The following is a 23,414-nucleotide window of genomic DNA, read 5'->3' on the forward strand; positions in this document are numbered from 1 at the left end:
AGAGCAAGCATTTGAATTACACCTATATCACCACCAATGAGGCGCTCCAGGCCTGCTGTGACGCTGCGCGTCAACACCGTGCTATTGCGCTCGATACCGAGTTTGTCCGCACCCGCACCTATTATCCGCAACCTGGCCTGCTGCAAATTTATGATGGCGAACAGATCACGCTGGTTGATCCTCTGACCATTACCCAGTGGCAGCCGCTGATCGATCTGCTAAGCGACGCCAGCATCACGAAATTCCTGCATGCCGGTAGTGAAGATCTTGAAGTGTTTCAGCACAGCTTTGGGGTCATGCCAACGCCGCTGATTGACACGCAAATCCTCGCTGCTTTTAGCGGGCGTCCGCTATCAATGGGCTTTGCCGCGATGGTCGAAAACTTTACCGGTGAAGTGCTGGATAAAAGTGAATCACGCACTGACTGGCTGGCGCGTCCGCTTTCTGCCCGTCAGTGTGAATATGCGGCCGCCGATGTGTTCTGGCTGTTGCCGATTGCCCACACGCTGATGGATGAAACCGCAGCGGCAGGGCAGCTGGATGCGGCGCGCAGCGAATGTCTGCTGCTTTGCCAGCGCCGTACTGAAACGCTGCAGCCGGAAGAGGCGTATCGGGAAATCAGTAACGCTTCGCTGCTGCGTCCGCGTCAGCTGGCGGCATTACAGCACCTGGCGGCCTGGCGTCTGAAACTGGCGCGCGAAAAGGATATGGCGGTTAATTTTGTCGTACGCGAGGAAAATCTCTGGAAGGTAGCGCGCTATCTGCCGGGTTCGCTCGGCGAGCTGGATCACTTAGGACTGAGCGGTCACGAAATCCGTTTCCACGGCAAAACGTTGCTGGATATGGTTAATGAGGCCAACGCGCTGCCGGAAGAGAGCCTGCCGGAGATGCTGCTCAATATTAACGATCATCCGCACTATAAAAAAGCGTTTAAAGCGCTGAAAGCAGTGGTGCAGGAAGTCAGCGAGCGCAGCGGGCTGAGTACCGAACTGCTGGCGTCACGCCGTCAAATCAACCAGCTGCTGAGCTGGCACTGGCAAATCAAACCGCGAGAAACGCTGCCCGAGCTGGTAAGCGGATGGCGCGGCGAATTGATGGAACAGGAAATCAAACAGGTACTGGCGGACTATCCGCAGTAGCCTGCATAAACGTTCCCCTGCGTAAGGCAGGGGAAGGTCAGGAATGAAGACGAATCATTTCGCGGTTTCTTCCATTTCTGGCAGCGTCACGTTCAATTCCAGTATCGAAATATCATCACCGCGCTGATCCAGCTGTACAGTTACCATCTCCGGATCAATCTTCACATACTTGCAAATCACTTCCAGAATGTCGCGCTTCAGCTGGGGAAGATAATGGGGCTCACTATCGCCCCTCCTGCGTTCAGCTACGATAATCTGCAGCCTTTCCTTGGCTATGTTAGCAGTGTTCTTTTTACGGGATAAAAAGAAGTCAAGTAAGGCCATGGTTTATCCCCCGAACAGGCGTTTCAGGAATCCCTTCTTCTCTTCTTCAATGAAGCGGAAGGGGCGTTCTTCACCGAGTAACCGCTCAACGGTATCGGCATAGGCTTTGCCCGCATCGGATTCAGTATCCAGAATCACGGGTTCGCCCTGGTTGGAAGCGCGCAGTACCGACTGATCTTCCGGGATTACGCCAACCAGCGGAATACGCAGAATCTCCAGCACATCTTCCATACTCAACATATCGCCGCGGCTAACACGGCCTGGATTATAACGCGTCAGCAGCAGGTGCTCTTTTACCGGCTCCTGGCCGTTTTCAGCGCGGCGTGATTTGGAGGCGATAATGCCCAGAATACGATCGGAGTCACGCACCGAAGAGACTTCCGGGTTGGTGGTGATAATAGCTTCATCGGCAAAATAGAGCGCCATCAGCGCGCCGGTCTCAATACCTGCCGGCGAATCACACAGCACAAAGTCAAACTCCATCTTATCCAGTTCGTTCAGCACTTTTTCAACGCCTTCGCGCGTCAGTGCATCTTTATCTCGCGTTTGGGAAGCAGGCAGGATATAGAGGTTTTCTGTACGTTTGTCTTTAATCAGTGCCTGATTCAGCGTGGCATCGCCCTGGATAACATTGACGAAATCATAAACCACGCGCCTTTCACAGCCCATAATCAGATCGAGATTACGCAGACCGATATCAAAATCGATCACCACGGTTTTCTTCCCTTTCTGTGCCAGACCGGTAGCAATGGCCGCGCTTGACGTGGTCTTGCCAACGCCCCCTTTGCCGGATGTAACTACAATAATGCGTGCCATATATAAGAATTCCTTATAAATAAAAAGGGGCCTAATTCAATGTCTGTATTGTCAGCGCGCCATCTTTTAGGCTAAGGCGCGCTGCTTTTGCAAAATATTCCGCCGGGATTTGATCCATAATCCAGTACTCGCCCGCTATGGAAACCAGCTCCGCAGATAAACTGGTACAAAATATCTGGCATTCACGATCGCCACCGGCGCCCGCCAACGCGCGTCCGCGCATCATGCCATAAATATGAATATTGCCGTCGGCAACCAGTTCAGCACCGGCGCTTACGCTATTCGTCACGATCAGATCGGTATTACGCGCATAAATTTGTTGCCCGGAGCGAACCGGCGTGGTGACCACGCGCGTTTTAACCAGAGTGCTTTCCGGCGCCGCTACCGCAACCGATTCTACCGGTTCAGGATTTTTTTTCTGTTCTTTGCCTTCGGACAGGATGGGCAGGCCGGCGCGTGCGATCATGCGCTTAAGCGACTCATCTTTACAGCCGCTGACGCCTACAATGCGTAACCCCGTCGAAGCGATAGCCTGCTGCATCTGTTTCCAGTTAACGTCACCGTCCAGAGAGGCTACATTCAAAACCACGGGCGCATTTTTGAGAAAGGCAGGTGCCTGGTCAATTTTGTCCTGAAGCGCCTGACGAACCACATCGGGATGCGTGTGGTGTAAATGAACAACAGACAGAGTAAAACTACTGCCTTTAAACTCGATTGGCGTTTGCGACATCTGTCCTGGCTCAGTCCTGTTATGTCTAAACCCGACTAAATTATGCCTGATTTAGCCAGCGCGTAATCAAGGCGGGACATTATTCCTAACTACTGCAAGCATGTTATAGTTACTGTTATATTCAGGCAAGTCACCACCCCGCTTAATTCGAGTAAAAAATATGTTTTGTGTGATCTACAGAAGTCCCCAACGCGATCAGACTTATCTCTACGTTGAAAAAAAAGACGACTTTTCCCGCGTGCCCGAGGAGTTGCTGCGGGGTTTTGGCAAACCGCAGCTGGCAATGGTGTTACCCCTTGAACGCACTAAGAAACTGGCGAATGCGGATATTGAAAAAGTAAAGCTGGCACTGCGCGAGCAGGGTTATTATTTGCAGCTGCCGCCACCGGTAGAAGATCTGCTGAAAATACATTTAGGAAAAAACGATCCGGTTTAATTCAGATTCATCTGTAAATAATAAATTGGCGAATAATTCCCCAATTTATTTCCGGCGATTTTCAATTGATTAATAAGGAACTGATATGAAGCTAAATGCCCTGAGCGCAACGTTACTGACAATAATGTTAGCGGGATGCGCCAGTAAAAATAGCGTCTCTTCAGCGCCTGAAACCACGGGGGCTGTCGCGCCGACACCTGCCGCCAAAAGCGGCGGCTTTCTGACGCCGCCGACGGGTAAAATCACTCTGGCCCAGCAGGGGCGCGATCCTGCGGAGTTCCCCGCTTACGTTGAGCAGCTGAAAGCGCAGGCGCGTCAGCAGGGCATCAGTGAGCAAACCATAAATAGCGCTTTCGCTAACGTGCATTTTGTTGACCGGGTGATTAAATCTGACCGTAATCAACCCGAGCAGAAAATCACGCTGGATGATTATCTGGCGCGGGTCATTACCCCTAAAAAGATTGAGCAGGGCCGCAGCCTTTATCAGCAATATCAGAACGAGCTGACAAGCGTAAGCCAGCAATATGGCGTAGCACCGCAATATATTGTGGCGCTGTGGGGAATGGAGAGTAACTATGGGCGGCTTCAGGGCCGCGAAGATATTATCTCTGCGCTCGCCACGCTGGCTTTTGAAGGGCGGCGCGAAGCCTTCTTCACTAAGGAGTTGATCGCTGCGCTGAAGATGATCCAGCAGGGTCATATCAGCGCGCCGGAAATGAAAGGCTCCTGGGCGGGTGCGATGGGGCAGAATCAGTTTATGCCCAGCTCTTATCTGAACTATGGTGCGGACGGCGACGGCGATGGAAAAATTGATATCTGGCGTAACCAGCGCGATGTGTTTGCCTCCACGGCTAACTATCTGGCTAAAGAGGGCTGGAATTCTGGCGAAAGCTGGGGACGCGAAGTGATCCTGCCGGTGGATTTTGCCCCCCAACTGGCGGGTCTGAAGACACCACAGGCCAAAACGGTGGGTGAATGGGAAAAACTGGGCGTGCGGCTGAGCAGCAGCGATAACTTGCCGGATACCGGGCAGCGCGGCTGGATTATACTGCCGGACAACGTGGGCGGACGCGCCTTCCTGGTGTATGACAACTTCCGCACCATAATGCGCTGGAATCGCTCATATTATTTCGCTATCAGCATCGGCAAAATGGCGGATGCGGTAGCACAAGCACAGTAGGTTAGCGGCGCCGGCCTGGCGCTGTCACTCTCAGCAAGGGGAAAAGCATGTATCAACATCGTAACTGGCAGGGCGCGCTGTTAGATTTTCCAGTCAGCAAAGTGGTTTGTGTCGGCAGCAATTACGCTAAGCACATTAAAGAGATGGGCAGCGCGACGCCGCAGGAGCCGGTGATTTTTATCAAGCCTGAGACGGCGCTGTGCGATCTGCGACAGCCGCTCTCGATTCCACGCGACATGGGCGCGGTGCATCATGAGGTGGAAATGGCGATTCTGATCGGCTCCACCCTGAAACAGGCCAGCGAAGCGCATGTCGGTCAGGCTATCGCGGGCTACGGCGTCGCCCTTGATTTGACGCTGCGCGATATTCAGGCTGGCCTGAAAAAAACCGGGCAGCCGTGGGAAAAGGCCAAGGGATTCGATAATTCCTGTCCGCTTTCCGGCTTTATTCCTGTTAATCAATTCACCGGCGATCCGCAGCAGTGCGAACTTAAGCTGGTGGTTAATGGTGAAGTGCGCCAGCAGGGCAGCACCGCCGATATGATCACGCCCATCCTGCCGCTGATTGCCTATATGAGCAAATATTTTACCCTGCGCGCGGGCGATGTGATTTTGACCGGCACCCCGGAAGGCGTGGGTCCACTGCATGCAGGGGACCAGCTGGAAGTCTCGCTGGCAGGCCACGGCGTGAGCACGCGCGTGCTGTGATGCTTGCATCTGACCGCTGAACTGTTTATAAGGTGCGCTTTTGCTTAACCGGACATCACAATGACTGAGACCCCTTTCTGGCAGGAAAAGAGCCTGGAACAAATGACTGATGAGGAATGGGAATCCTTGTGCGATGGTTGTGGCCAGTGCTGCCTTAATAAATTGCAGGACGCCGATACGGATGAAATCTATTTCACCAACGTGGCCTGCAACCAGCTTAATATCAAAACCTGTCAGTGCCGTAACTATGAGCGTCGCTTCGAATATGAAGAAGACTGTATCAAGCTGACGCGTGATAATCTGCCTACCTTCTCCTGGTTGCCAGCCAGCTGCGCCTACCGTCTGCTGGCGGAAGGGAAAACGCTGCCGGTCTGGCACCCTTTACGCAGTGGCTCAAGTGCCGCAATGCATGCCGCACGGATTTCGGTGCGTCATATCGCGGTGCGTGAGAGCGAAGTCAGGGACTGGGAAGATCACATTATTAACCGGCCGGAATGGAAAGGCTGATCCAGCCGGTTAATGCTTAACGGGAAAAGAGATCGCGACGCCGGGGTTTGAACGGCTGCGCGATCAATACCAGCAGCGCTACCAGCAGATAAGCAGCGAAAATAATCATTAGCCACTGCGGCATACTCAGCGTAAGAAAAGACCAGACGCGTTCTGAGCAGTCGCCCGTGGCAACAAACACTGACGGCAGCCATTTATCCAGCGGTAGCCAGCCGGGAAAACGGGCGGCGAAATCACAGGTTGTAAATGGATTGGGATGCAGTTGCAGCATCGTATGCTGATAGGAGAGACGCAATCCCTCCCAGGCGCTGTAGAGCCAGATCAGCAGCGCCGCATAGCGCAGCGGCGTTTTTGGCGCGATCGCGCCAACCAGCCCGGCACCCATCACGCCAAACAGCGCGCAGCGCTCATAAATACACATTACGCAGGGTTTCAGCATCATAACGTGTTGAAACCACAGCGCGACCATTTCCAGCGCAAAAGCAGTCAGCGCCAGCAGCAGCCAGGCGCCACGTCCTTTTGAGCATTGGTTCAGGTATCGCAACATAAATCATTCCCTGTCATTAGCGTTGAACCGGCAGTGTAAAGCAAATACACATCGCTGCCAGCCAGGGCAGCGAAAAAACAGAATTAAAAATGACGTAAGATCATTTTGTTCCCGATTTTTACCGGGCGCTATAGCGCATGTGGCGGCAGCCAGCCATGCGCCATCATCCACAATGTCATCGGCTCCAGCGCATACATAATGCAGAACAGCCCCACCAGCGACAGCACAAAGGTATAGGGCAGCGCCATCCATACCATGCGTCCGTAAGAGAGGCGAATCAGCGGCGCCAGTGCGGAGGTCAGCATAAACAGAAACGCAGCCTGACCGTTAGGCGTGGCGACAGAGGGCAGATTGGTGCCGGTATTGGTTGCGACCGCCAGCAGTTCAAACTGCTGCAGGCTAATCTCGCCACGGGTAAGGGCGTTTTTCGCTTCGTTAATGTACACCGTGCCGACAAATACATTATCTGATATAGAGGACAGCACCCCATTAAAGACATAAAACCAGGTCAGTTGCATATTGGCTTCTGCCTGCAAAACAAAATGGATCAGCGGGCTAAAGAGATCCTGTTGCACAATAACTGCCACGATGGCGAAAAATACCGTCAGCAGCGCGGTAAAGGGCAGCGCTTCTGAAAACGCCCGACCAATAACGTGCTCATCGGTCACCCCACACAGCGAGGTGGCGAGAATGATCACCGACAAACCAATCAGGCCCACTTCTGCCAGGTGCAGCGCTAGCGCAACGATCAACCAAACGGCGATGGCACCCTGGATCCACAAATTAAGGCGATCCTGACGGGTACGCTTTTTCCGGGACTGAAGATCGTAATTCATCAGGATCTCGCGCACTTTTTCCGGTAGCGGTTCGCCATAGCCAAACAGGCGGAAGCGCTCCAGCAGCATGCAGGTGATCAGACCACAAATCAGTACTGGTACCGTCACCGGCGCCATGCGCAAAAAGAATTCAATAAAGTCCCAGTCGGCGGCTTTTGCAATAATCAGGTTCTGTGGCTCACCTACCATGGTCATGACGCCGCCTAAGGCGGTACCGACGCCAGCCTGCATCATCAGGCTGCGCAGAAACGAGCGGAACTTCTCCAGCGTTTCGCGACGCGCATTGTGATTGATATCCTCAGACTCGGCATGTTCATCACCTTCCGATAATACGCGGTGATAGATATCATAAAAGCCGGCGGCTACGCTCAGCACCACGGCGACAACCGTTAGCGCATCAAGAAACGCGGAAAGGAACGCGGCGGCCAGGCAAAATGCCAGGCCGAGTACCATCTTCGAGCGGATGGTCAGCAGCAGGCGGGTAAACACAAACAGCAAAAGCTGCCGCATAAAATGGATGCCGGCCACCATAAAGATCAGCAGCAGCAGCACCTCAAGGTTATTCGCCAGCTCCTCTTTTACCTGTTCCGCGCTGGCCATGCCGATGATAATCGCTTCCAGCGCCAGCAGGCCGCCGGGCAGCAGGGGATAGCATTTTAACGCCATCGCGAGGGTAAAAATAAACTCAGCCACCAGCAACCAGCCGGCAAGAAACGGGCTAACGAAGAAAAACAGCAGGGGATTCACAATCAAAAATCCCAGCAGCGTCAGCTTATACCAGTTGGGAGATTGCCCAAGAAAATTACGCGTAAAGGCGCGTCCGGTGGAAATATCCATATGTAACGTTATCCTCATACAGGATTAAGAAAATTTTCAGATTCAAAGGGTAAACGTCGCCAGCGAGCGAGGCAATGCGCATTCGATTAAAGCCACTCAATTCATCATTTTTTGCGCTGGATTCAGGTTTTAAACGAAGCGAGGCTAGGTGATGCCTGGGCCCTCTGGTATGATGAGTGGCATATTGCCTAATGAAAAAGCAACGAGAAATGCTATGGTTATAAAGGCGCAGAGCCCGGCCGGGTTCGCGGAAGAGTACATCATTGAAAGTATCTGGAACAGTCGCTTTCCCCCTGGATCTATCCTCCCTGCCGAACGCGAGCTTTCTGAGCTGATTGGCGTAACGCGTACCACGCTGCGAGAAGTGCTTCAGCGTCTGGCACGCGATGGCTGGCTGACCATTCAGCACGGCAAGCCGACGCGGGTCAATGATTTCTGGGAAACTTCCGGTCTGAATATTCTTGAAACGCTGGCGCGTCTCGATCACGACAGCGTACCGCAACTGATGGATAACGTGCTCTCCGTGCGCACTAACGTCTCCTCCATCTTTATCCGTCGCGCTATCCGTCACTTTCCCGAACAGGCGCGTGAGGTGCTGAAAGCGGCTGAAGGCGTCGAGGATCAGGCGGATGCCTATACCGAGCTGGATTATCGCATTTTTCGCGGGCTGGCTTTTGCCTCCGGCAACCCGATCTACGGCTTGATTCTTAACGGGCTGAAAGGGCTTTATACCCGCGTGGGGCGTCACTACTTTTCCAATCCCGAAGCGCGTACCTTAGCGCAGCGTTTTTATCAGCAGCTGCTCTCTTTTTGCGACGGCACCGAGCCGGAAAACATCGTTACCGCAGTACGTGAATATGGTCGTCGGAGTGGGGAAATCTGGCACAGCATGCAAAAATCGATGCCGGATGATGAGCTTCATCGCCGCTGAGTATGATTGACCCGTTTGAGTAATAACAGGGCCGGATTCGCCTCCGGCCCTGATGGTTTTATAAAGTGTTAGGACGCGGCGGGCAGCGATCCAGTATTTCAACGCTGCCATCTTCATTCTGCTGTTCCAGATGAACCTCAAATCCCCACAGACGATGCACATGCTTTAACACTTCGCGCCGGCTCTTATCCAGCGGAGAGCGCTGATGTGGCACATAGCGCAGCGTCAGAGAGCGATCGCCGCGTAAATCAACGTTATAAACCTGAATATTAGGTTCCAGGTTGCTCAGGTTATACTGCGCGGAAAGCTGCTGACGGATCGCGCGATAGCCCGCTTCATCATGAATTGCGGCAATTTCCAGATAATTGTTCCGATCGTCATCCAGTACGGTGAACAGACGGAAATCACGCATCACTTTCGGCGAGAGGAACTGACTGATAAAGCTTTCATCTTTAAATTCCCGCATGGCGAAATGCAGCGTTTCCAGCCAGTCCGAACCGGCCATATCCGGGAACCAGTAGCGATCCTCTTCAGTAGGCGACTGACAGATGCGTTTAATATCCTGGAACATAGCAAAGCCCAGCGCATAAGGGTTAATTCCGTTATACCAGGGGCTGTTATAGGCGGGCTGGAATACCACATTAGTATGGCTGTGGAGGAACTCCAGCATAAAGCGCTCTGTTACCTTACCCTCATCGTACAGATGATTCAGGATGGTATAGTGCCAGAAGGTCGCCCAGCCTTCGTTCATGACCTGCGTCTGTTTTTGCGGATAAAAATACTGACTTACCTTACGTACAATGCGTAGAATTTCACGCTGCCAGGGCTCCAGCAGCGGTGCATTTTTTTCCATAAAATAGAGCAGGTTTTCCTGCGGTTCAGAAGGGAAACGCACTTTCTCAGCATGCACTTCTTCTTTTTCGCGACGCGGCAGGGTACGCCACAGCGTATTGACCTGGCTTTGCAGGTACTCTTCGCGGCTTTTCTGCCGCGCTTTCTCTTCCTGTAATGAGATTTTTTGCGGACGCTTATAGCGATCGACACCGTAATTCATCAGCGCATGGCAGGAGTCGAGCAGACGTTCTACTTCCTCTACGCCATACCGCTCTTCGCACTCGGCGATGTAATTTTTCGCAAACAGCAGGTAATCAATGATTGAGCCGGCATCGGTCCAGCTGCGGAACAGGTAGTTATTTTTAAAGAATGAGTTATGACCATAGCAGGCGTGAGCGATAACCAGCGCCTGCATGGTGATGGTGTTCTCTTCCATCAGGTAGGCGATGCAGGGGTTAGAATTGATCACAATTTCATAAGCCAGTCCCTGCTGACCATGTTTATAGCGCTGCTCGGTTTCAATAAACTTTTTACCAAAAGACCAGTGCGCATAGTTGATGGGCATGCCGACGCTGGAGTAGGCATCCATCATCTGTTCAGAGGTAATGACTTCAATTTGATGCGGATAGGTATCCAGGCGGTACTGTTTCGCGACGCGATCGATTTCCGCCAGGTAGGTATCAAGTAGCTCAAAGGTCCAGTCGGGTCCGTCACTGAGTCGTTTGCTGTCCTTAACCGGATCGTCAAATAATGTCGCCATAGCGCACCCCTCGTTGGTGAATCCCATTGGGCAAAGCGTTGCCGCAAGGATTCCTGTTGTTTAAGGCTCATCCTGAATAAGAAGGCCCAAAGAACTGAGCGAACACTCTAATGATAGTTCACTGTTTTCCATCTGAAACCGGAATGCAACCTGAAACTGCAATACAAAATAAAGCGGCAATTAAAAACGAAATTTTAAATAACGAATAATGCGAATAAACGCCTGTTCATCAGTATAAAATCCTGTTTATTCTGTTTTTGTATGACCCATGCTAAATCTGCTGGCGTCAGGCTAATTTACCGGCTTAATCCTCACTTGCTGCTGCGATAACTTTAAAAATAATATTTTCCACTGAAATTTAGTCAGCATCTTGTTTTTACTCAGCGCTAAGGTAAAAAAGATGTGAAATATGTCACCGCTATGTTGATGGGAATGCGGCAAAATTATCATCCATAGGGTTGGCTAAGAATTAGTGGATTGTTCTATCGGGGGTGCTGGGGGAATTATGCGAGTTGTCATTCTGGGAAGTGGAGTTGTCGGCGTCGCCAGTGCCTGGTATCTGGCGCAGGCGGGTCATGACGTTACGGTTATCGATCGTCAGCCGGGTCCGGCGCAGGAGACCAGCGCCGCCAATGCCGGGCAGATTTCTCCTGGCTATGCGGCCCCCTGGGCTGCGCCGGGCGTACCGTTAAAAGCGATAAAATGGATGTTCCAGCGGCATGCTCCTCTGGCGATCCGTCTTGATGGCAGCCGCTTCCAGCTGCAATGGATGTGGCAGATGCTGCGTAACTGCGATATGCGCCACTATCAGGAGAATAAAAGCCGGATGGTGCGCATTGCGGAATACAGCCGTGACTGTATGAAAGCACTGCGGGAACATACCGGGATCAACTATGAAGGCCGTCAGGGCGGTACGCTGCAGCTATTTCGTACCGCACAACAGTATGAAAGCGCCAGTAAAGATATTGCCGTTCTGAAAGAGGCCGGCGTGCCTTATGAACTGCTGGAGGCGCACCAGCTGGCGCGTGTGGAACCGGCACTTGCCTCCACCCATCATAAACTGACCGGCGGGCTGCGCTTGCCCAATGATGAAACCGGCGACTGCCAGCTTTTTACCCAGCGGCTGGCGCAGATGGCGGCAGAGGCGGGCGTAACCTTTCGCTTTAATACGCCAGTGGATGGCCTGCTGCGTGAGGATAATCGCATTGTCGGCGTGAAATGCGGCGCAGAGATTATTACCGCAGACAGCTATGTTGTTGCCTTCGGATCCTGGTCCACCGCGCTGCTGGCGGATATCGTTTCTATTCCGGTTTATCCTTTAAAAGGCTATTCATTAACCATTCCAATTCGCGATGAGGCCGGAGCGCCAGTTTCCACCGTTCTGGACGAAACCTATAAAGTGGCTATTACCCGTTTTGACCAGCGCATTCGCGTTGGCGGAATGGCGGAAATTGTCGGCTTTAATACGCAGCTGCTGCCCGCACGGCGTGAGACGCTGGAAATGGTGGTACGTGACCTTTATCCCAACGGCGGCAACATTGAACAGGCCAGCTTCTGGACCGGTCTGCGTCCAATGACGCCGGACGGCACGCCGATTGTTGGGCCTACGCCGTTGAAAAATCTTTACCTTAATACCGGACACGGCACGCTCGGATGGACTATGGCATGCGGTTCAGGACAGCTGCTTTCTGATATTATTTCCGGAAAAAAACCGGCGATTGCTGCAGATGATCTTTCTGTAATGCGTTATCTGCCTGGTTATTCACCGGTAACGCCCCCGCAACTGCATAAAGCAAACGTTGCACGTTAACGAGTTACAAGGAGAGGTTATGTCACGTCCGATTGTCGCAACCATTCATAGCGCTGCGCTGCGACAAAATCTGGAGATCGTGCGCCGCGCTGCGCCGGGATCCCGTGTCTGGTCTGTGGTCAAAGCGAACGGCTATGGTCATGGCATCAGCCGCATCTGGCAGCACCTGAGCGATACGGATGGCTTTGCGCTGTTAAATCTGCAAGAGGCGATTCTGCTGCGCGAACAGGGCTGGAAAAAACCGATTCTGCTGCTGGAGGGCTTTTTCCATAGCGATGAGCTTGAATTGCTGGACCGCTATCGTTTGACGACCAGCGTTCACAGCAACTGGCAGATCCAGGCGCTGGCGAAAGCGCAGCTTAGCGCGCCGATCGACATTTATGTCAAAGTGAATAGCGGCATGAACCGGCTGGGCTTTATGCCTGAACAGGTGCATAAGGTATGGCAAAAACTGCGGGCGCTGGAGAATGTCGGAGAGATGACCCTGATGACCCATTTCGCCGAGGCGGAAAAAGAAGAGGGTATCCTTGAACCCATGAAGCAGGTTGAGCTGGCGGCGGAGGGGCTGAACTGCCCGCGTTCGCTGGCAAACTCAGCGGCGACGCTCTGGCATCCGGAAGCACATTTTGACTGGGTGCGGCCCGGGATTATTCTTTATGGCGCTTCACCAAGCGGTCAATGGCAGGATATTGCCGGAACAGGCCTCAAGCCCGCAATGTCACTAAAAAGCGAAATTATCGGCATCCAGCATCTGCGCCCCGGCGCTGGCGTAGGTTACGGCTATCGCTATCATGCAGTTGCGGAGCAGCGCATTGGGGTTGTGGCCTGCGGCTACGCGGATGGCTATCCTCGTCATGCGCCAAACGGTACGCCGGTAGTCATTGACGGCGTGCGCACCACCACCATCGGCGCGATATCGATGGATATGCTCACTGTGGACTTAACGCCTTGTCCGCAGGCTGGAATTGGCTCCAAAGTAGAGTTGTGGGGCGAACAGGTGAAAATCGACGAGGTGGCAAGCAGTGCCGGTACCGTTGGCTATGAGCTAATGTGCGCCGTCGCACCGCGGGTACCGGTTGAAGTCTTATAGTTTACAGCGCGGTCAGCGAGCCGCGCATTTTTTTACTGCAGCGCCATGCCAGAAACGTGAGCGCTGCGCCTACCAGCATCATCAGCGCCAGCGCATCTTTCTCCGTCAGCGGTAACGCCATCATCAGCAGTCCAGCCGAAGAACCGCCCGCCATCTGGATAAATCCTGCCAGCGCGGAAGCGACACCTGCCTGCTGCTGATAAGGCTCCAGCGCATAGCTGGTGGCCGGACCTACGGTAAAGGCCAGGCCCGCTACAGAGATGGCGACAGGTAGCATATAGAGCGCCCAGTGGGTTTGCATCGCGGCTGGAAACAGCTGCTCACCTGCAAACAACATCAGCGCGCCCAGCAGCATCGCCAGCGTTCCCAGCGCCAGACAAACCGGACGTCCAACTTTGCGGATCATTTTATTGACCAGTATGCTCACCAGCATAATCCAGAAGCCGTTTGCGCCGAAGGCGATAGAGAATTCAAGCGCGCTAAGACCGCCTACCGTCATCAGCACATGCGGTGCCAGCGAAACGTAAGTTAACACCATCCCCAGCGCGCCTGCGTTGGCAAAGGCAAAAGCGAGAAAGCGCGGCTGGCGCAAAATAGCGCCATATTGACGCAGCGGCAGACCTTTCACTTTACGCGTATCGGCAGGGCGCGTTTCTGGTAACAGAAACGCAATCAGCACGCCGATTGCCAGCGCATAGCAGACCAGGAACCAGAAAGGCGCTCGCCAGCCAAAGGCTTCGGCCAGAAAACCGCCCAGCATGGGGGCCAGCGCCGGCACGATATTAAGCGCGCCGTTAAGAAAGCCATAGGCGCGCGCCGCTTCATCACCCGACAACCGATCGCGTACGCCGCTAAAAGCAACCACGGCGGTACAACAAACGGCGCAGCCCTGAATCAGACGCGCCAGCAGAAACATAGGCCAGTTTACTGCGCAGGCCGCGAGCGCGCTGCCGCAGATATAGAGCAGCAGACCTATCATGGCGACAGGCTTACGGCCAAAGTTATCTACCAGCGGTCCGGCGATAATTTGCCCCAGCCCCATAACCAGCAGAAAAATGGGGATAGTGGTTTGCACCGTTGAGACCGGTGTTGACAAACCCAGAGCGATATCCGGTAGCGTAGGCAAATAGAGATCGATGCCAAGGGGCGCTAACAGCACCAGGCTAAGCAACAACAAGGTAAATTTTTGCATCAGGGAAGTTATTATCCGATATTTTTGAGCTGCACAGCGTAGAGAGATGTGACGAAAAAGAAAAGGGAAAAGTAACGAAATCAGGAGCAGCCGGGCTGCTGCTCCTCTAACTTATCAGGCAGGTTTTTTTAAAACCCAGCGATCCTGCTGTTTATCATAGTGACCGATCTCCAGATCCACCGGCTGTCCGTCAATCCACGCGGGAACGCTGGTTTCTTCATCCCAGCCGTCAAGCTGGTAGCTGAGACCGGGATTGGTTTGACAGGGGATACTGATGGTATCAGCCAGTTCAGCATCCATATCTGCATCAATAATCTCGTAGCGACCAATTTTGACTACATGACCCATGGGTTATTTCCCTCCAGGAAAGACGTGAACTATAAGCTTAGTCGCTCTGGCGGGAAATTCGAGGCCGTCAGGTCAGGATTATTCCTTCTCTTCCGGCACCCGCACGCCGATTTTGATCACCTGGTTATCCTCTTTTTCCGCCACGGTCCAGATCAGATGATTCCATTCCACCTGATCGCCCACCACCGGTGCGCCGCCGAGCATGCCCAGAATCAGCTGCCCCAGCGATTGCTGATCGTTGGTCTCTTCATTCAGATCCAGACCATAGATTTGCGCCACGTCGCGCAGTCTTGCATCCGCATCCAGAATAAAGTCGCCGAAAAAGCGCTGGTCAAGCGCTACCGGAGGAGACTGACTGAACAGCCTGCCGAGTGCGGGCAGGTCGCGCTCACGACCAATCACACAGAGCACATCGCCTTCCCGCAGGCGGGTATTGCCGGTGGGATGCATCAGCACATTATGACGGAACAGGGCGGCGATACGCGTTTCACGCGGCATTTGCAGATCGCGCAGCGCTGCGCCGACGCACCATTTATCAGCGCTTAACTGATAAACAAACTGCTCCCAGGGGTTTTCCGGATGGATATCAAGCCCAACGCGACTAATCGGCGAAGCGGTAGGCGGCACGATAACTTTCGCTTTACGCGCGGCAAAACCCAGTGAAGTGCCCTGTAGCATCAGCGATACCAGCACCACGAAAAAAGCGATATTGAAGAATAGCGAGGCGTTTTCCAGCCCAGCCATCATCGGGAACACCGCCAGAATAATGGGTACTGCGCCGCGTAAACCGACCCAGCTGATAAAAACGCGTTCGCGCAGGGTAAAACTGCGGAAGGGCAGCAGGCCAATAAAAACAGAAACCGGGCGGGCAAACAGAATCAGCCAGAGCGAAAGGATCATCGCCGGTACGGCGATATGCCAGAGATCGGAAGGCGTCACCAGCAGGCCCAGCACCAAAAACATGCCGATTTGGCTCAGCCAGGCCATCCCGTCAAAGGTTTGCAAAATGCCGTGCCGGTTGCGGATGGGACGATTCCCTAGCAGGAAGCCGCAGAGATAGACCGCCAGAATGCCGCTGCCTTCCAGCACCGTAGTCAGCGCGAAAACCAAAATCCCGCCGCTGACGGCCAGCAGCGGATAAAGCCCATTGGCTAAAGAGATACGGTTAATCAACTGTTGTATCGCCCAGCCGCCGCCCAGCCCCAACACAATGCCTAAACCAAACTGCTGGATTAATTGAACCACAAACATCCAGCTTAAACCGCTTTCTCCCTGCTGAATCATCTCAATCAGGGTAATGGTAAGGAACACTGCCATGGGATCGTTGCTGCCGGATTCAATTTCCAGCGTAGAGCTGACGCGCTCGTTCAACCCCTTATCCCCCAACAGCGAGAACACCGCTGCGGCATCCGTAGAGCCGATAATCGCGCCAATCAAAAAGCCCTGCATCATATCCAGCCGGAACAGCCAGGCGGCAGCGAGCCCGGTAAGGCCGGCGGTGATCATCACACCTACCGTAGCCAGCGACAGCGCCGGGCCTAATGCGACGCGCAGCGAAGTGGCGCGGGTGCGCATGCCGCCATCCAACAGGATCACCGCCAGCGCCAGGTTAGAAACCATATACGCGAGCGGATAATTATCAAACGCGAAACCCCCGATACCGTCCTCGCCGGTCAGCATACCCAGCGCCAGAAAGATCACCAGGATAGGGATCCCTAAACGGGAAGAGAAGGCGCTGAGTAGGATGCTTGATGCTACCAGCACGGAACCAATAATGAAAAGACTGTAAATTGTGCTGGCATCCAAGGCATTTTCTCCTCGTAAAACAGATGGCAAAAGCGATTTTAAACGTGGTTACACTATAACCGTTTTCAAAAGATAATGCTTTATCAATAGCTTGTCACAGCACGCAGGATAAAAAATGGGTACTTTTCGCAGCATGGCACAAAGTAAAATTGCTTAAAAAAAATACTGGATATTAAACCAGTAATACGTATACTATTTGTACTCCCTAACGGGCTGATGCTACTTGCAAGTCAATGGTGAAGCTATGATGATTTCTACTGAGAGCCTGAACGCTCTTCATCAATCCGTCACAATGAGTAGCCGTGAAATCGCCGAGATGACCGGTAATACCCATGGTGAAGTGAAACGTCTGATTAAAAGTCTGGAAACGGCCCAGCGTCTGTCACAGCCGTTAATCGCATGGGATTACGAAGCTGACGGCACGACACGCCAGGAATATCGTCTTAACAAGCGTGACTCGGTGCTGGCCGTGGCGCGTTTATCGCCAGCCTTTACTGCTGAAGCGCTTGATCGCTGGCAGGAGCGGGAAAAAATGGCGCATCTGCCCGATTTTACTAATCCAGCGGAAGCGGCGCGCGCCTGGGCCGAACAGTTTGAACAGCGTCAGAAAGCAGAGCAGCAGCTGGCGCTTTTCGCCCCCAAGGCTGAATTCTTTGATCGTTATGTCACGGTTGAAGAGGAGTCGCTTGGTTTCCGTCAGCTGTGCAAAATGCTGAAGGTTAAAGAGCCTGACTTTCGCCAGTTCCTGCTGGAGCGTCATATTATGTACCGCATGAACGGCACGCTTACGCCGCATCAGCAGCATATCAACGCAGGGCGCTTTACTCTGCGTTCCGGAGTAGGCGAAAACCAGCATGCGTTTTCGCAGGCGCGCTTCACGGCTAAGGGCGTGAAGTGGGTTGCCAGCCTGTGGGCAGGGCATATTGCATCGCAGCCGAAAGGCGCTGCGGCCTGATAACAAGCCGGGAAGGAGAACGTCGATGAATGGATGCGATGCAAGTTAAAAGCCGGTCATGGACCGGCTTTTTTGTTTCTCAAATCCGCCTGGCTCGCCTCATGGGTAACATCGCCTGCGCTATACCGGTTCGGAGTTTTTCATCCTTCGCGCGGCTTCGCGCTGTTTTACTACCGCCTGTTACTACCTTTTCGCTTAAAGCTGAGATTTAATCAGCGTCGATGCGCAACTGGTGTTTTACTGAAATAAATTTATATCAAAAGTAGATCACAGTTTTAATAATAATAATTTAAATATTGAATCATTCTGTTAGTTTTTACGGGTTTTCTGCTTTATTTTTTATTGCTGACTAAAGGTACTCTCCCTTGAGAAGAGGGACGGGAACTTTATCAACACAAATCCGTTAACTTTATAGATTGAGTGTGTAGTCTTAATCAGAAAATGATATTAGTTCGCAGAAAGCCTTCTGCTATTCAAACTCATAAAGGAAGCACTTTGGCTGGTAAACTTACAGGCGTCGCTTGCATAGCTTTTACTGGAGTGGCAGCTTTTTCCAACCTCTGTCTGGCGGATGAGCTGGATCTCTATTCCCTTCATACCGCTTCATTTGCATACCATCTTTATTCTCCGACCAAAGATTATAACCAGTACTTCAAAAATAATTTGATTGCTGTGGAAAGGCGGGTTAACGAGAACTCAGATTACAGTCTGTATGCGGGTACCATGATTAACAGTGAAGGGAATCGATGCGCGCTACTGGGTTTTGAGAAGGATTGGGGAAACTACAACAACCTGACCATTGAGGGCATTTACCTCTATGCCGGTGAGTTTTGGTTTAAGTCGTTTTCAAACTGTGGCGATAAGGGTATGTACCAGGATATAAAGAAGATGACTGGCGTTGGCTTCGCTCCTTATATTTATCATGGCGTTAAGTATGAAATGAACCCTCATGTTAATTTCAGATCGGGCGTTCTGCTGCCGGGAATTTTGGTTCTTAGTCTGCAGTTAAAATTCTGACGGGCTGGACAACGAGCGCATGATGCCGATAAAAAAGCAGCCTTCAGCGGCTGCTTTCAAGGCACCAGCTTATACAGACTAGCTCATCTCGCTGGCCTGTTTATGAAACAGCTCGCGGAATACCGGATAGATATCCTCTGGTTCACGAATATGCTGAATCGCAAAGTTATCAAACGCGGCCTGAAGATGCTCATATTCACGCCACAGCGTTTGATGAGCACGGCGGGTAATCTCGATATAACTGTAATAACGCACCACCGGCAAAATGTTCTTTGCCAGTATCTCATGGCACAGCGGTGAATCGTCAGCCCAGTTATCGCCATCGGAAGCCTGCGCGGCGTAGATATTCCATTGCGTGGGATCGTAGCGATCTTTCACCACCTCATCCATCAGCTTTAAGGCGCTGGAAACAATAGTGCCGCCGGTTTCCTGCGAGTAGAAAAACTCCTGTTCATCCACTTCCTTAGCCTGAGTATGATGGCGAATATAAACCACTTCCACGTTTTTATAGGTACGGCTCAGGAACAGATAGAGCAAAATATAGAAGCGTTTTGCCATATCTTTTGTTGCCTGATCCATTGAGCCTGATACGTCCATCAAACAAAACATTACTGCCTGACTGGACGGCTCCGGTCGTTTTTCAAAGTTTTTGTAACGCAGGTCAAAAGTATCGATAAAGGGAACGCGCTCGATGCGTGCCCGCAGTTCAGCAATCTCTTTACGCAGCCGCTCTTCTTCCAGAAGCTGCACCGGCTCGGTTTTTTCCACAGTCTGCAGCGCATCCTCCAGCTCATGCAGCATACGGCGTTTACCTGCCGTCATCGCGGTACGCCGCGCCAGTGAATTCTGCAGCGAGCGTACCACGCTGATATTGGCGGGCACGCCGTTAGAGGTAAAGCCGGCGCGATGCGTCTTATATTCATTCATCTGCCGCTGCTGCGTTTTACGCAGGTTGGGCAGAGCCAGATCTTCAAACAGCAGATCGAGATATTCATCCTTGGAAATTTGGAAAACAAACTCATCCTGACCTTCACCATCCTGGCTGGCGTTGCCCTGGCCGCTTCCGCCGCCGCCGCCGCCCTGAGGACGTTCTACACGGTCATTCTGTACAAAATGATCGTTGCCGGGATGAACGCGATGTCGGGTGCCGCCGCGTCCCTGATGGAAAACAGGTTCATGAATGTCATCTACCGGTATAGAAACAGATTCACCACTCTCAACGTCGGTAACCGAACGTTTATTGATGGCCTCGGAGATCGACTGTTTAATTTGCGACTTGTAGCGGCGTAAAAAACGCTGGCGATTTACCGCGCTTTTATTTTTGCCGTTCAGCCGCCGATCGATAAAATAGGCCATAGCTCCCCCAAACCACGTTGCAAGCAAGGTCGGACATAATGTCCGACCTCTTTACTGTCGCTTCCGTTACGTTTATAGGCTGGTACGCCTCACTTACGATGATTTGCGTACGCGCAGGTACCATTCGCACAGCAGACGAACCTGCTTGCGGGTGTAGCCTTTTTCCATCATACGGTCGACAAAATCATCATGCTTTTTCTGCTCATCGGTTGACGTTTTTGCGTTAAAGGAGATAACCGGCAGCAGCTCCTCGGTATTAGAGAACATTTTTTTCTCAATAACCGTGCGAAGCTTCTCATAGCTGGTCCAGTTTGGATTACGTCCGCTGTTCTGTGCGCGGGCGCGCAGGACAAAATTGACGATTTCATTACGGAAATCTTTGGGATTGCTGATGCCAGCTGGTTTTTCAATTTTCTCCAGCTCAGCATTCAACGCCTCGCGATCGAAAAGCTGACCAGTATCGGGATCGCGATACTCCTGATCCTGAATCCAGAAATCCGCATAGGTCACGTAGCGATCAAAAATATTCTGACCATATTCTGAATAGGATTCCAGATAGGCGGTCTGGATCTCTTTGCCAATGAATTCGGCATATTTAGGGATCAGATAACCTTTCAGAAACTCCAGATATTTCTCGGCAAGTTCCTGTGGGAACTGCTCGCGTTCAATCTGCTGCTCCAGAACGTAGAACAGATGGACCGGGTTTGCCGCCACTTCCGTATGATCGAAGTTAAATACCCGCGACAGAATTTTAAATGCGAAACGTGTGGAGAGCCCGTTCATGCCTTCATCCACACCAGCATAATCGCGATACTCCTGGTACGATTTGGCTTTCGGATCGGTATCCTTCAGGCTCTCCCCGTCATAAACCCGCATTTTTGAATAGATGCTGGAATTTTCCGGCTCCTTCAGGCGGGAAAGGATCGAGAAGCGGGCCAGTGTTTCTAGCGTACCGGGCGCGCAAGGTGAATGGGTCAACTCACTGTGATTAAGCAGTTTTTCATAAATCTTGATCTCTTCCGAGACGCGCAGGCAATAAGGCACCTTAACGATGTAAACACGGTCAAGAAACGCCTCATTGTTTTTGTTGTTACGGAACTGCACCCACTCAGATTCGTTGGAGTGCGCCAGAATAATCCCGTTAAACGGCAGGGCGGAAATCCCTTCCGTACCGTTGTAGTTACCTTCCTGCGTTGCGGTCAGCAGCGGATGCAGCACCTTAATCGGCGCTTTAAACATCTCTACAAACTCCATGATGCCCTGGTTGGCGCGGCACAACGCCCCTGAATAGCCGTAGGCATCAGGGTCGTTTTGCGCATGGTTTTCCAGCTTACGGATATCCACCTTACCGACCAGCGCGGAAATATCCTGGTTGTTCTCATCGCCCGGCTCGGTTTTTGCGATAGCCAGCTGCTCCAGAATCGACGGCCAGACTTTAACCACTTTAAAACGGGTGATGTCACCGCCGAACTCATGCAGCCGTTTTGCCGCCCACGGCGACATAATGGTGCCCAGATAACGACGCGGCACGCCATACTCTTTTTCAAGAATATTGGCATCTTCCTGTGGATTAAACAGGCAGAGCGGATGGTCATTGACCGGACTGCGTTCGCCGTCGGCGCTCAAAACATAAATAGGTACGCGCTGCATCAGCGATTTTAAGCGTTCGGCGAGTGAGGATTTACCCCCACCAACCGGGCCCAACAGATAGAGGATCTGTTTTTTCTCTTCCAGGCCCTGAGCCGCATGTTTCAGGTAAGAGACGATTTGTTCAATCGCTTCTTCCATCCCATAGAACTCTTCAAAAGCCGGATAACGTGCAATCACACGATTTGAGAACAGTCGGGAAAGGCGAGGCTCCTGGGCAGTATCGACCATGACTGGCTCACCAATAGCCATCAAGAGTCTTTCTGCCGCGTTGGCGTATGCACTGCGATCCTGCTTACAGGTAGCAAGAAATTCCTGCAGTGTGAACTCTTCGTCCTTGGCAGCTTCATAACGCTGACGATAGTGATCGAATATATTCATAGCGATGCCCGTCCTTTCGTTTTTAGCACAGGTAATGGAAGCGTTATAAAAGGTGTATCAGCTTCCGGAAGATATTCTCTTGGGAGTACAGCAACCCTTATGCCAACCTGACGTATTTTTATCGGGGTACACAGATTTGATGGTTACTCTGCTCGAACGAATCACATAGGTTACTTTTAACTGTAGATGGCATTTCAGGAATTTTCTTTAATGCTATTGAATTGCACCAGGAAAGTGTGACCGGTAATAAGCATTGCCCTTGCGGGGCGCGGCCTGTGACGGCTTTGTAAATAAGCGGAAAAAGGCTCAGCAAACTGAACCCTTCTTTCCTTCGAATATGACAAAATGTATTAAGATTTAAGCCTGTCACGTAATGACGTTAAACTGCCTCTCTAATTGTTCTATTTATGGAAGAAACATATTGTGAACCGATTCAAAATTAGCGCGCTTGCTTTGCTGCTGCCTCTTTGTGGTGTCACCCAGGCGGAACAGACGTCTCCGCTCACGCTGGGTGCGTCAGTGGCGTATGTGCAGAGTCCCTATAAAGGGGGACAGGATCGCTATTTACCGCTTCCGGTGATCAACTATGAAAGCGACAGCTTCTGGCTGCGCACGCTGCAGGGTGGTTATTATCTGTGGAAAGATCAACAGGATCAGCTTTCTGTTACCCTGGCAGGCTCGGCGCAGCGCTACGATCCGGATGATAACGATCTGGGCGCGATGAAAGGGCTTGATGAACGTCACATGACGCTGATGGGCGGCCTGGAATACCGTCATATTGCTGAGTGGGGGATTGTGCGGACCAATCTGCTTGGCGATGTACTGGGCAAAAGCGACGGTATTGTCTGGGATCTGACCTACCTTTATCGCTTTGAGTTCGGTGACTTCAGCGTGGCGCCTGGCATCGGCGCAACCTGGACCAGCGCCAATCAGAATCGTTATTATTATGGCGTGTCCAGCCACGAGTCAGCGCGCACCGGCATTCGTCGCTATCAGCCGGATGACAGCTGGAGTCCTTACCTTGAGCTAAGCGCTAACTATCGCCTGACCGAGCGCTGGAATACCAGCGTCTATGCACGCTATACGCGTCTGGCTGATGAGATTAAAGATAGCCCGATGGTCGACACAGATTCTCAACTCACCACCTGGGCTGGAATTAGCTATAGCTTCTGATTAAGCAGGCTAAAACAGGGCAGCGGGCGCTCCGTTGCGCCTGTTTGGTGCATGC

At 52.2% G+C, this 23,414-nt stretch carries 22 protein-coding genes; 11 read left to right on the top strand and 11 right to left on the bottom strand.

Annotation, left to right across the window (positions count from 1 at the left end; translation table 11 throughout):
- The first annotated feature begins 11 nt into the window (after nucleotides 1–11).
- Nucleotides 12–1,139, top strand: coding sequence for a ribonuclease D (gene rnd / locus ACQE3Z_RS04500; RefSeq protein ID WP_426972385.1), 1,128 nt, complete (start codon nucleotides 12–14; stop codon nucleotides 1,137–1,139).
- Between the two features lie 54 nt (nucleotides 1,140–1,193).
- Here the strand turns inward: rnd and minE are convergent, their stop codons facing one another.
- Genes minE through minC form a run of 3 tightly spaced genes read right to left on the bottom strand, consistent with a single transcriptional unit; the run spans nucleotide 1,194 to nucleotide 3,009 of the window.
- Entirely contained in the window at nucleotides 1,194–1,463 is a 270-nt protein-coding gene (gene minE, locus ACQE3Z_RS04505) for a cell division topological specificity factor MinE (RefSeq protein WP_085071522.1), read from the bottom strand.
- Between the two features lie 3 nt (nucleotides 1,464–1,466).
- Nucleotides 1,467–2,279 (bottom strand): septum site-determining protein MinD, encoded by an 813-nt coding sequence (minD, locus tag ACQE3Z_RS04510; protein ID WP_085071523.1) that lies wholly within the window; start codon nucleotides 2,277–2,279, stop codon nucleotides 1,467–1,469.
- Nucleotides 2,280–2,310: 31 nt separating this feature from the next.
- Nucleotides 2,311–3,009 carry a septum site-determining protein MinC gene (gene minC, locus ACQE3Z_RS04515; protein ID WP_250650098.1) on the bottom strand — a complete coding sequence of 233 codons (699 nt, stop codon included), beginning with the start codon at nucleotides 3,007–3,009 and terminating at the stop codon, nucleotides 2,311–2,313.
- 160 nt (nucleotides 3,010–3,169) lie between these two features.
- On the opposite strand from minC, the gene ACQE3Z_RS04520 reads away from it, so the two are divergent.
- The 4 genes from ACQE3Z_RS04520 to ACQE3Z_RS04535 all read left to right on the top strand — a co-directional run bounded on the left by ACQE3Z_RS04520 (nucleotide 3,170) and on the right by ACQE3Z_RS04535 (nucleotide 5,839).
- A complete protein-coding gene (locus tag ACQE3Z_RS04520; protein WP_250650097.1) occupies nucleotides 3,170–3,445 on the top strand; it encodes a YcgL domain-containing protein in 276 nt (91 codons plus the stop codon).
- Nucleotides 3,446–3,530: 85 nt separating this feature from the next.
- Nucleotides 3,531–4,625, top strand: a complete 1,095-nt coding sequence (locus ACQE3Z_RS04525; RefSeq protein WP_426972387.1) for a lytic murein transglycosylase — start codon at nucleotides 3,531–3,533, stop codon at nucleotides 4,623–4,625.
- A 47-nt stretch (nucleotides 4,626–4,672) separates the two neighbouring features.
- Complete coding sequence (locus tag ACQE3Z_RS04530) at nucleotides 4,673–5,332, top strand: fumarylacetoacetate hydrolase family protein (RefSeq protein WP_426972388.1); 660 nt, start codon at nucleotides 4,673–4,675, stop codon at nucleotides 5,330–5,332.
- Between the two features lie 60 nt (nucleotides 5,333–5,392).
- Nucleotides 5,393–5,839: a YcgN family cysteine cluster protein gene (locus ACQE3Z_RS04535; protein WP_085071528.1), complete on the top strand. Its 447-nt coding sequence runs from the start codon at nucleotides 5,393–5,395 to the stop codon at nucleotides 5,837–5,839.
- A gap of 16 nt (nucleotides 5,840–5,855) precedes the next feature.
- Here the strand turns inward: ACQE3Z_RS04535 and dsbB are convergent, their stop codons facing one another.
- Both dsbB and nhaB read right to left on the bottom strand, forming a co-directional pair.
- A complete protein-coding gene (dsbB, locus tag ACQE3Z_RS04540; RefSeq protein WP_085071529.1) occupies nucleotides 5,856–6,386 on the bottom strand; it encodes a disulfide bond formation protein DsbB in 531 nt (176 codons plus the stop codon).
- 128 nt (nucleotides 6,387–6,514) lie between these two features.
- Nucleotides 6,515–8,059: a sodium/proton antiporter NhaB gene (gene nhaB, locus ACQE3Z_RS04545; protein ID WP_426972389.1), complete on the bottom strand. Its 1,545-nt coding sequence runs from the start codon at nucleotides 8,057–8,059 to the stop codon at nucleotides 6,515–6,517.
- Between the two features lie 214 nt (nucleotides 8,060–8,273).
- Between nhaB and fadR the strand changes: the two genes are divergently transcribed.
- Nucleotides 8,274–8,990 carry a fatty acid metabolism transcriptional regulator FadR gene (gene fadR / locus ACQE3Z_RS04550; protein WP_085071531.1) on the top strand — a complete coding sequence of 239 codons (717 nt, stop codon included), beginning with the start codon at nucleotides 8,274–8,276 and terminating at the stop codon, nucleotides 8,988–8,990.
- A 58-nt stretch (nucleotides 8,991–9,048) separates the two neighbouring features.
- Here fadR and ACQE3Z_RS04555 read toward each other — a convergent pair whose 3' ends face one another.
- Entirely contained in the window at nucleotides 9,049–10,584 is a 1,536-nt protein-coding gene (locus ACQE3Z_RS04555; protein ID WP_426972390.1) for a SpoVR family protein, read from the bottom strand.
- A gap of 505 nt (nucleotides 10,585–11,089) precedes the next feature.
- Here ACQE3Z_RS04555 and ACQE3Z_RS04560 point away from each other — a divergent pair.
- Nucleotides 11,090–12,394 (top strand): D-amino acid dehydrogenase, encoded by a 1,305-nt coding sequence (locus ACQE3Z_RS04560; RefSeq protein ID WP_426972392.1) that lies wholly within the window; start codon nucleotides 11,090–11,092, stop codon nucleotides 12,392–12,394.
- Nucleotides 12,395–12,413: 19 nt separating this feature from the next.
- The gene (gene dadX / locus ACQE3Z_RS04565) at nucleotides 12,414–13,484 is read left to right on the top strand and encodes a catabolic alanine racemase DadX (protein ID WP_426972393.1); all 1,071 of its coding nucleotides are present in this window, start codon (nucleotides 12,414–12,416) and stop codon (nucleotides 13,482–13,484) included.
- Nucleotide 13,485: 1 nt separating this feature from the next.
- On the opposite strand, the gene ACQE3Z_RS04570 is transcribed toward dadX, so the two are convergent.
- The 3 genes from ACQE3Z_RS04570 to ACQE3Z_RS04580 form a co-directional block, all read right to left on the bottom strand.
- Nucleotides 13,486–14,676 (bottom strand): multidrug effflux MFS transporter, encoded by a 1,191-nt coding sequence (locus tag ACQE3Z_RS04570; protein ID WP_426972394.1) that lies wholly within the window; start codon nucleotides 14,674–14,676, stop codon nucleotides 13,486–13,488.
- Nucleotides 14,677–14,790: 114 nt separating this feature from the next.
- A complete protein-coding gene (locus ACQE3Z_RS04575; protein ID WP_085071537.1) occupies nucleotides 14,791–15,024 on the bottom strand; it encodes a DUF1480 family protein in 234 nt (77 codons plus the stop codon).
- Nucleotides 15,025–15,102: 78 nt separating this feature from the next.
- Nucleotides 15,103–16,830, bottom strand: a complete 1,728-nt coding sequence (locus tag ACQE3Z_RS04580) for a potassium/proton antiporter (RefSeq protein ID WP_426972395.1) — start codon at nucleotides 16,828–16,830, stop codon at nucleotides 15,103–15,105.
- 244 nt (nucleotides 16,831–17,074) lie between these two features.
- Between ACQE3Z_RS04580 and ACQE3Z_RS04585 the strand changes: the two genes are divergently transcribed.
- Entirely contained in the window at nucleotides 17,075–17,785 is a 711-nt protein-coding gene (locus tag ACQE3Z_RS04585; protein ID WP_250650089.1) for a phage antirepressor KilAC domain-containing protein, read from the top strand.
- 495 nt (nucleotides 17,786–18,280) lie between these two features.
- Nucleotides 18,281–18,802: a hypothetical protein gene (locus ACQE3Z_RS04590; protein WP_426972397.1), complete on the top strand. Its 522-nt coding sequence runs from the start codon at nucleotides 18,281–18,283 to the stop codon at nucleotides 18,800–18,802.
- A gap of 78 nt (nucleotides 18,803–18,880) precedes the next feature.
- On the opposite strand, the gene ACQE3Z_RS04595 is transcribed toward ACQE3Z_RS04590, so the two are convergent.
- Nucleotides 18,881–20,158, bottom strand: coding sequence for a YeaH/YhbH family protein (locus ACQE3Z_RS04595; protein WP_426972398.1), 1,278 nt, complete (start codon nucleotides 20,156–20,158; stop codon nucleotides 18,881–18,883).
- 93 nt (nucleotides 20,159–20,251) lie between these two features.
- Nucleotides 20,252–22,186: a protein kinase YeaG gene (gene yeaG, locus ACQE3Z_RS04600; RefSeq protein WP_085071542.1), complete on the bottom strand. Its 1,935-nt coding sequence runs from the start codon at nucleotides 22,184–22,186 to the stop codon at nucleotides 20,252–20,254.
- 423 nt (nucleotides 22,187–22,609) lie between these two features.
- On the opposite strand from yeaG, the gene ACQE3Z_RS04605 reads away from it, so the two are divergent.
- Nucleotides 22,610–23,359 (top strand): MipA/OmpV family protein, encoded by a 750-nt coding sequence (locus ACQE3Z_RS04605; protein WP_426972400.1) that lies wholly within the window; start codon nucleotides 22,610–22,612, stop codon nucleotides 23,357–23,359.
- The last annotated feature ends 55 nt before the right edge of the window (nucleotides 23,360–23,414 follow it).

The organism is Pantoea sp. FN0307 (genome assembly GCF_050113815.1).
GTDB classification, from domain to species: domain Bacteria; phylum Pseudomonadota; class Gammaproteobacteria; order Enterobacterales; family Enterobacteriaceae; genus Mixta; species Mixta alhagi.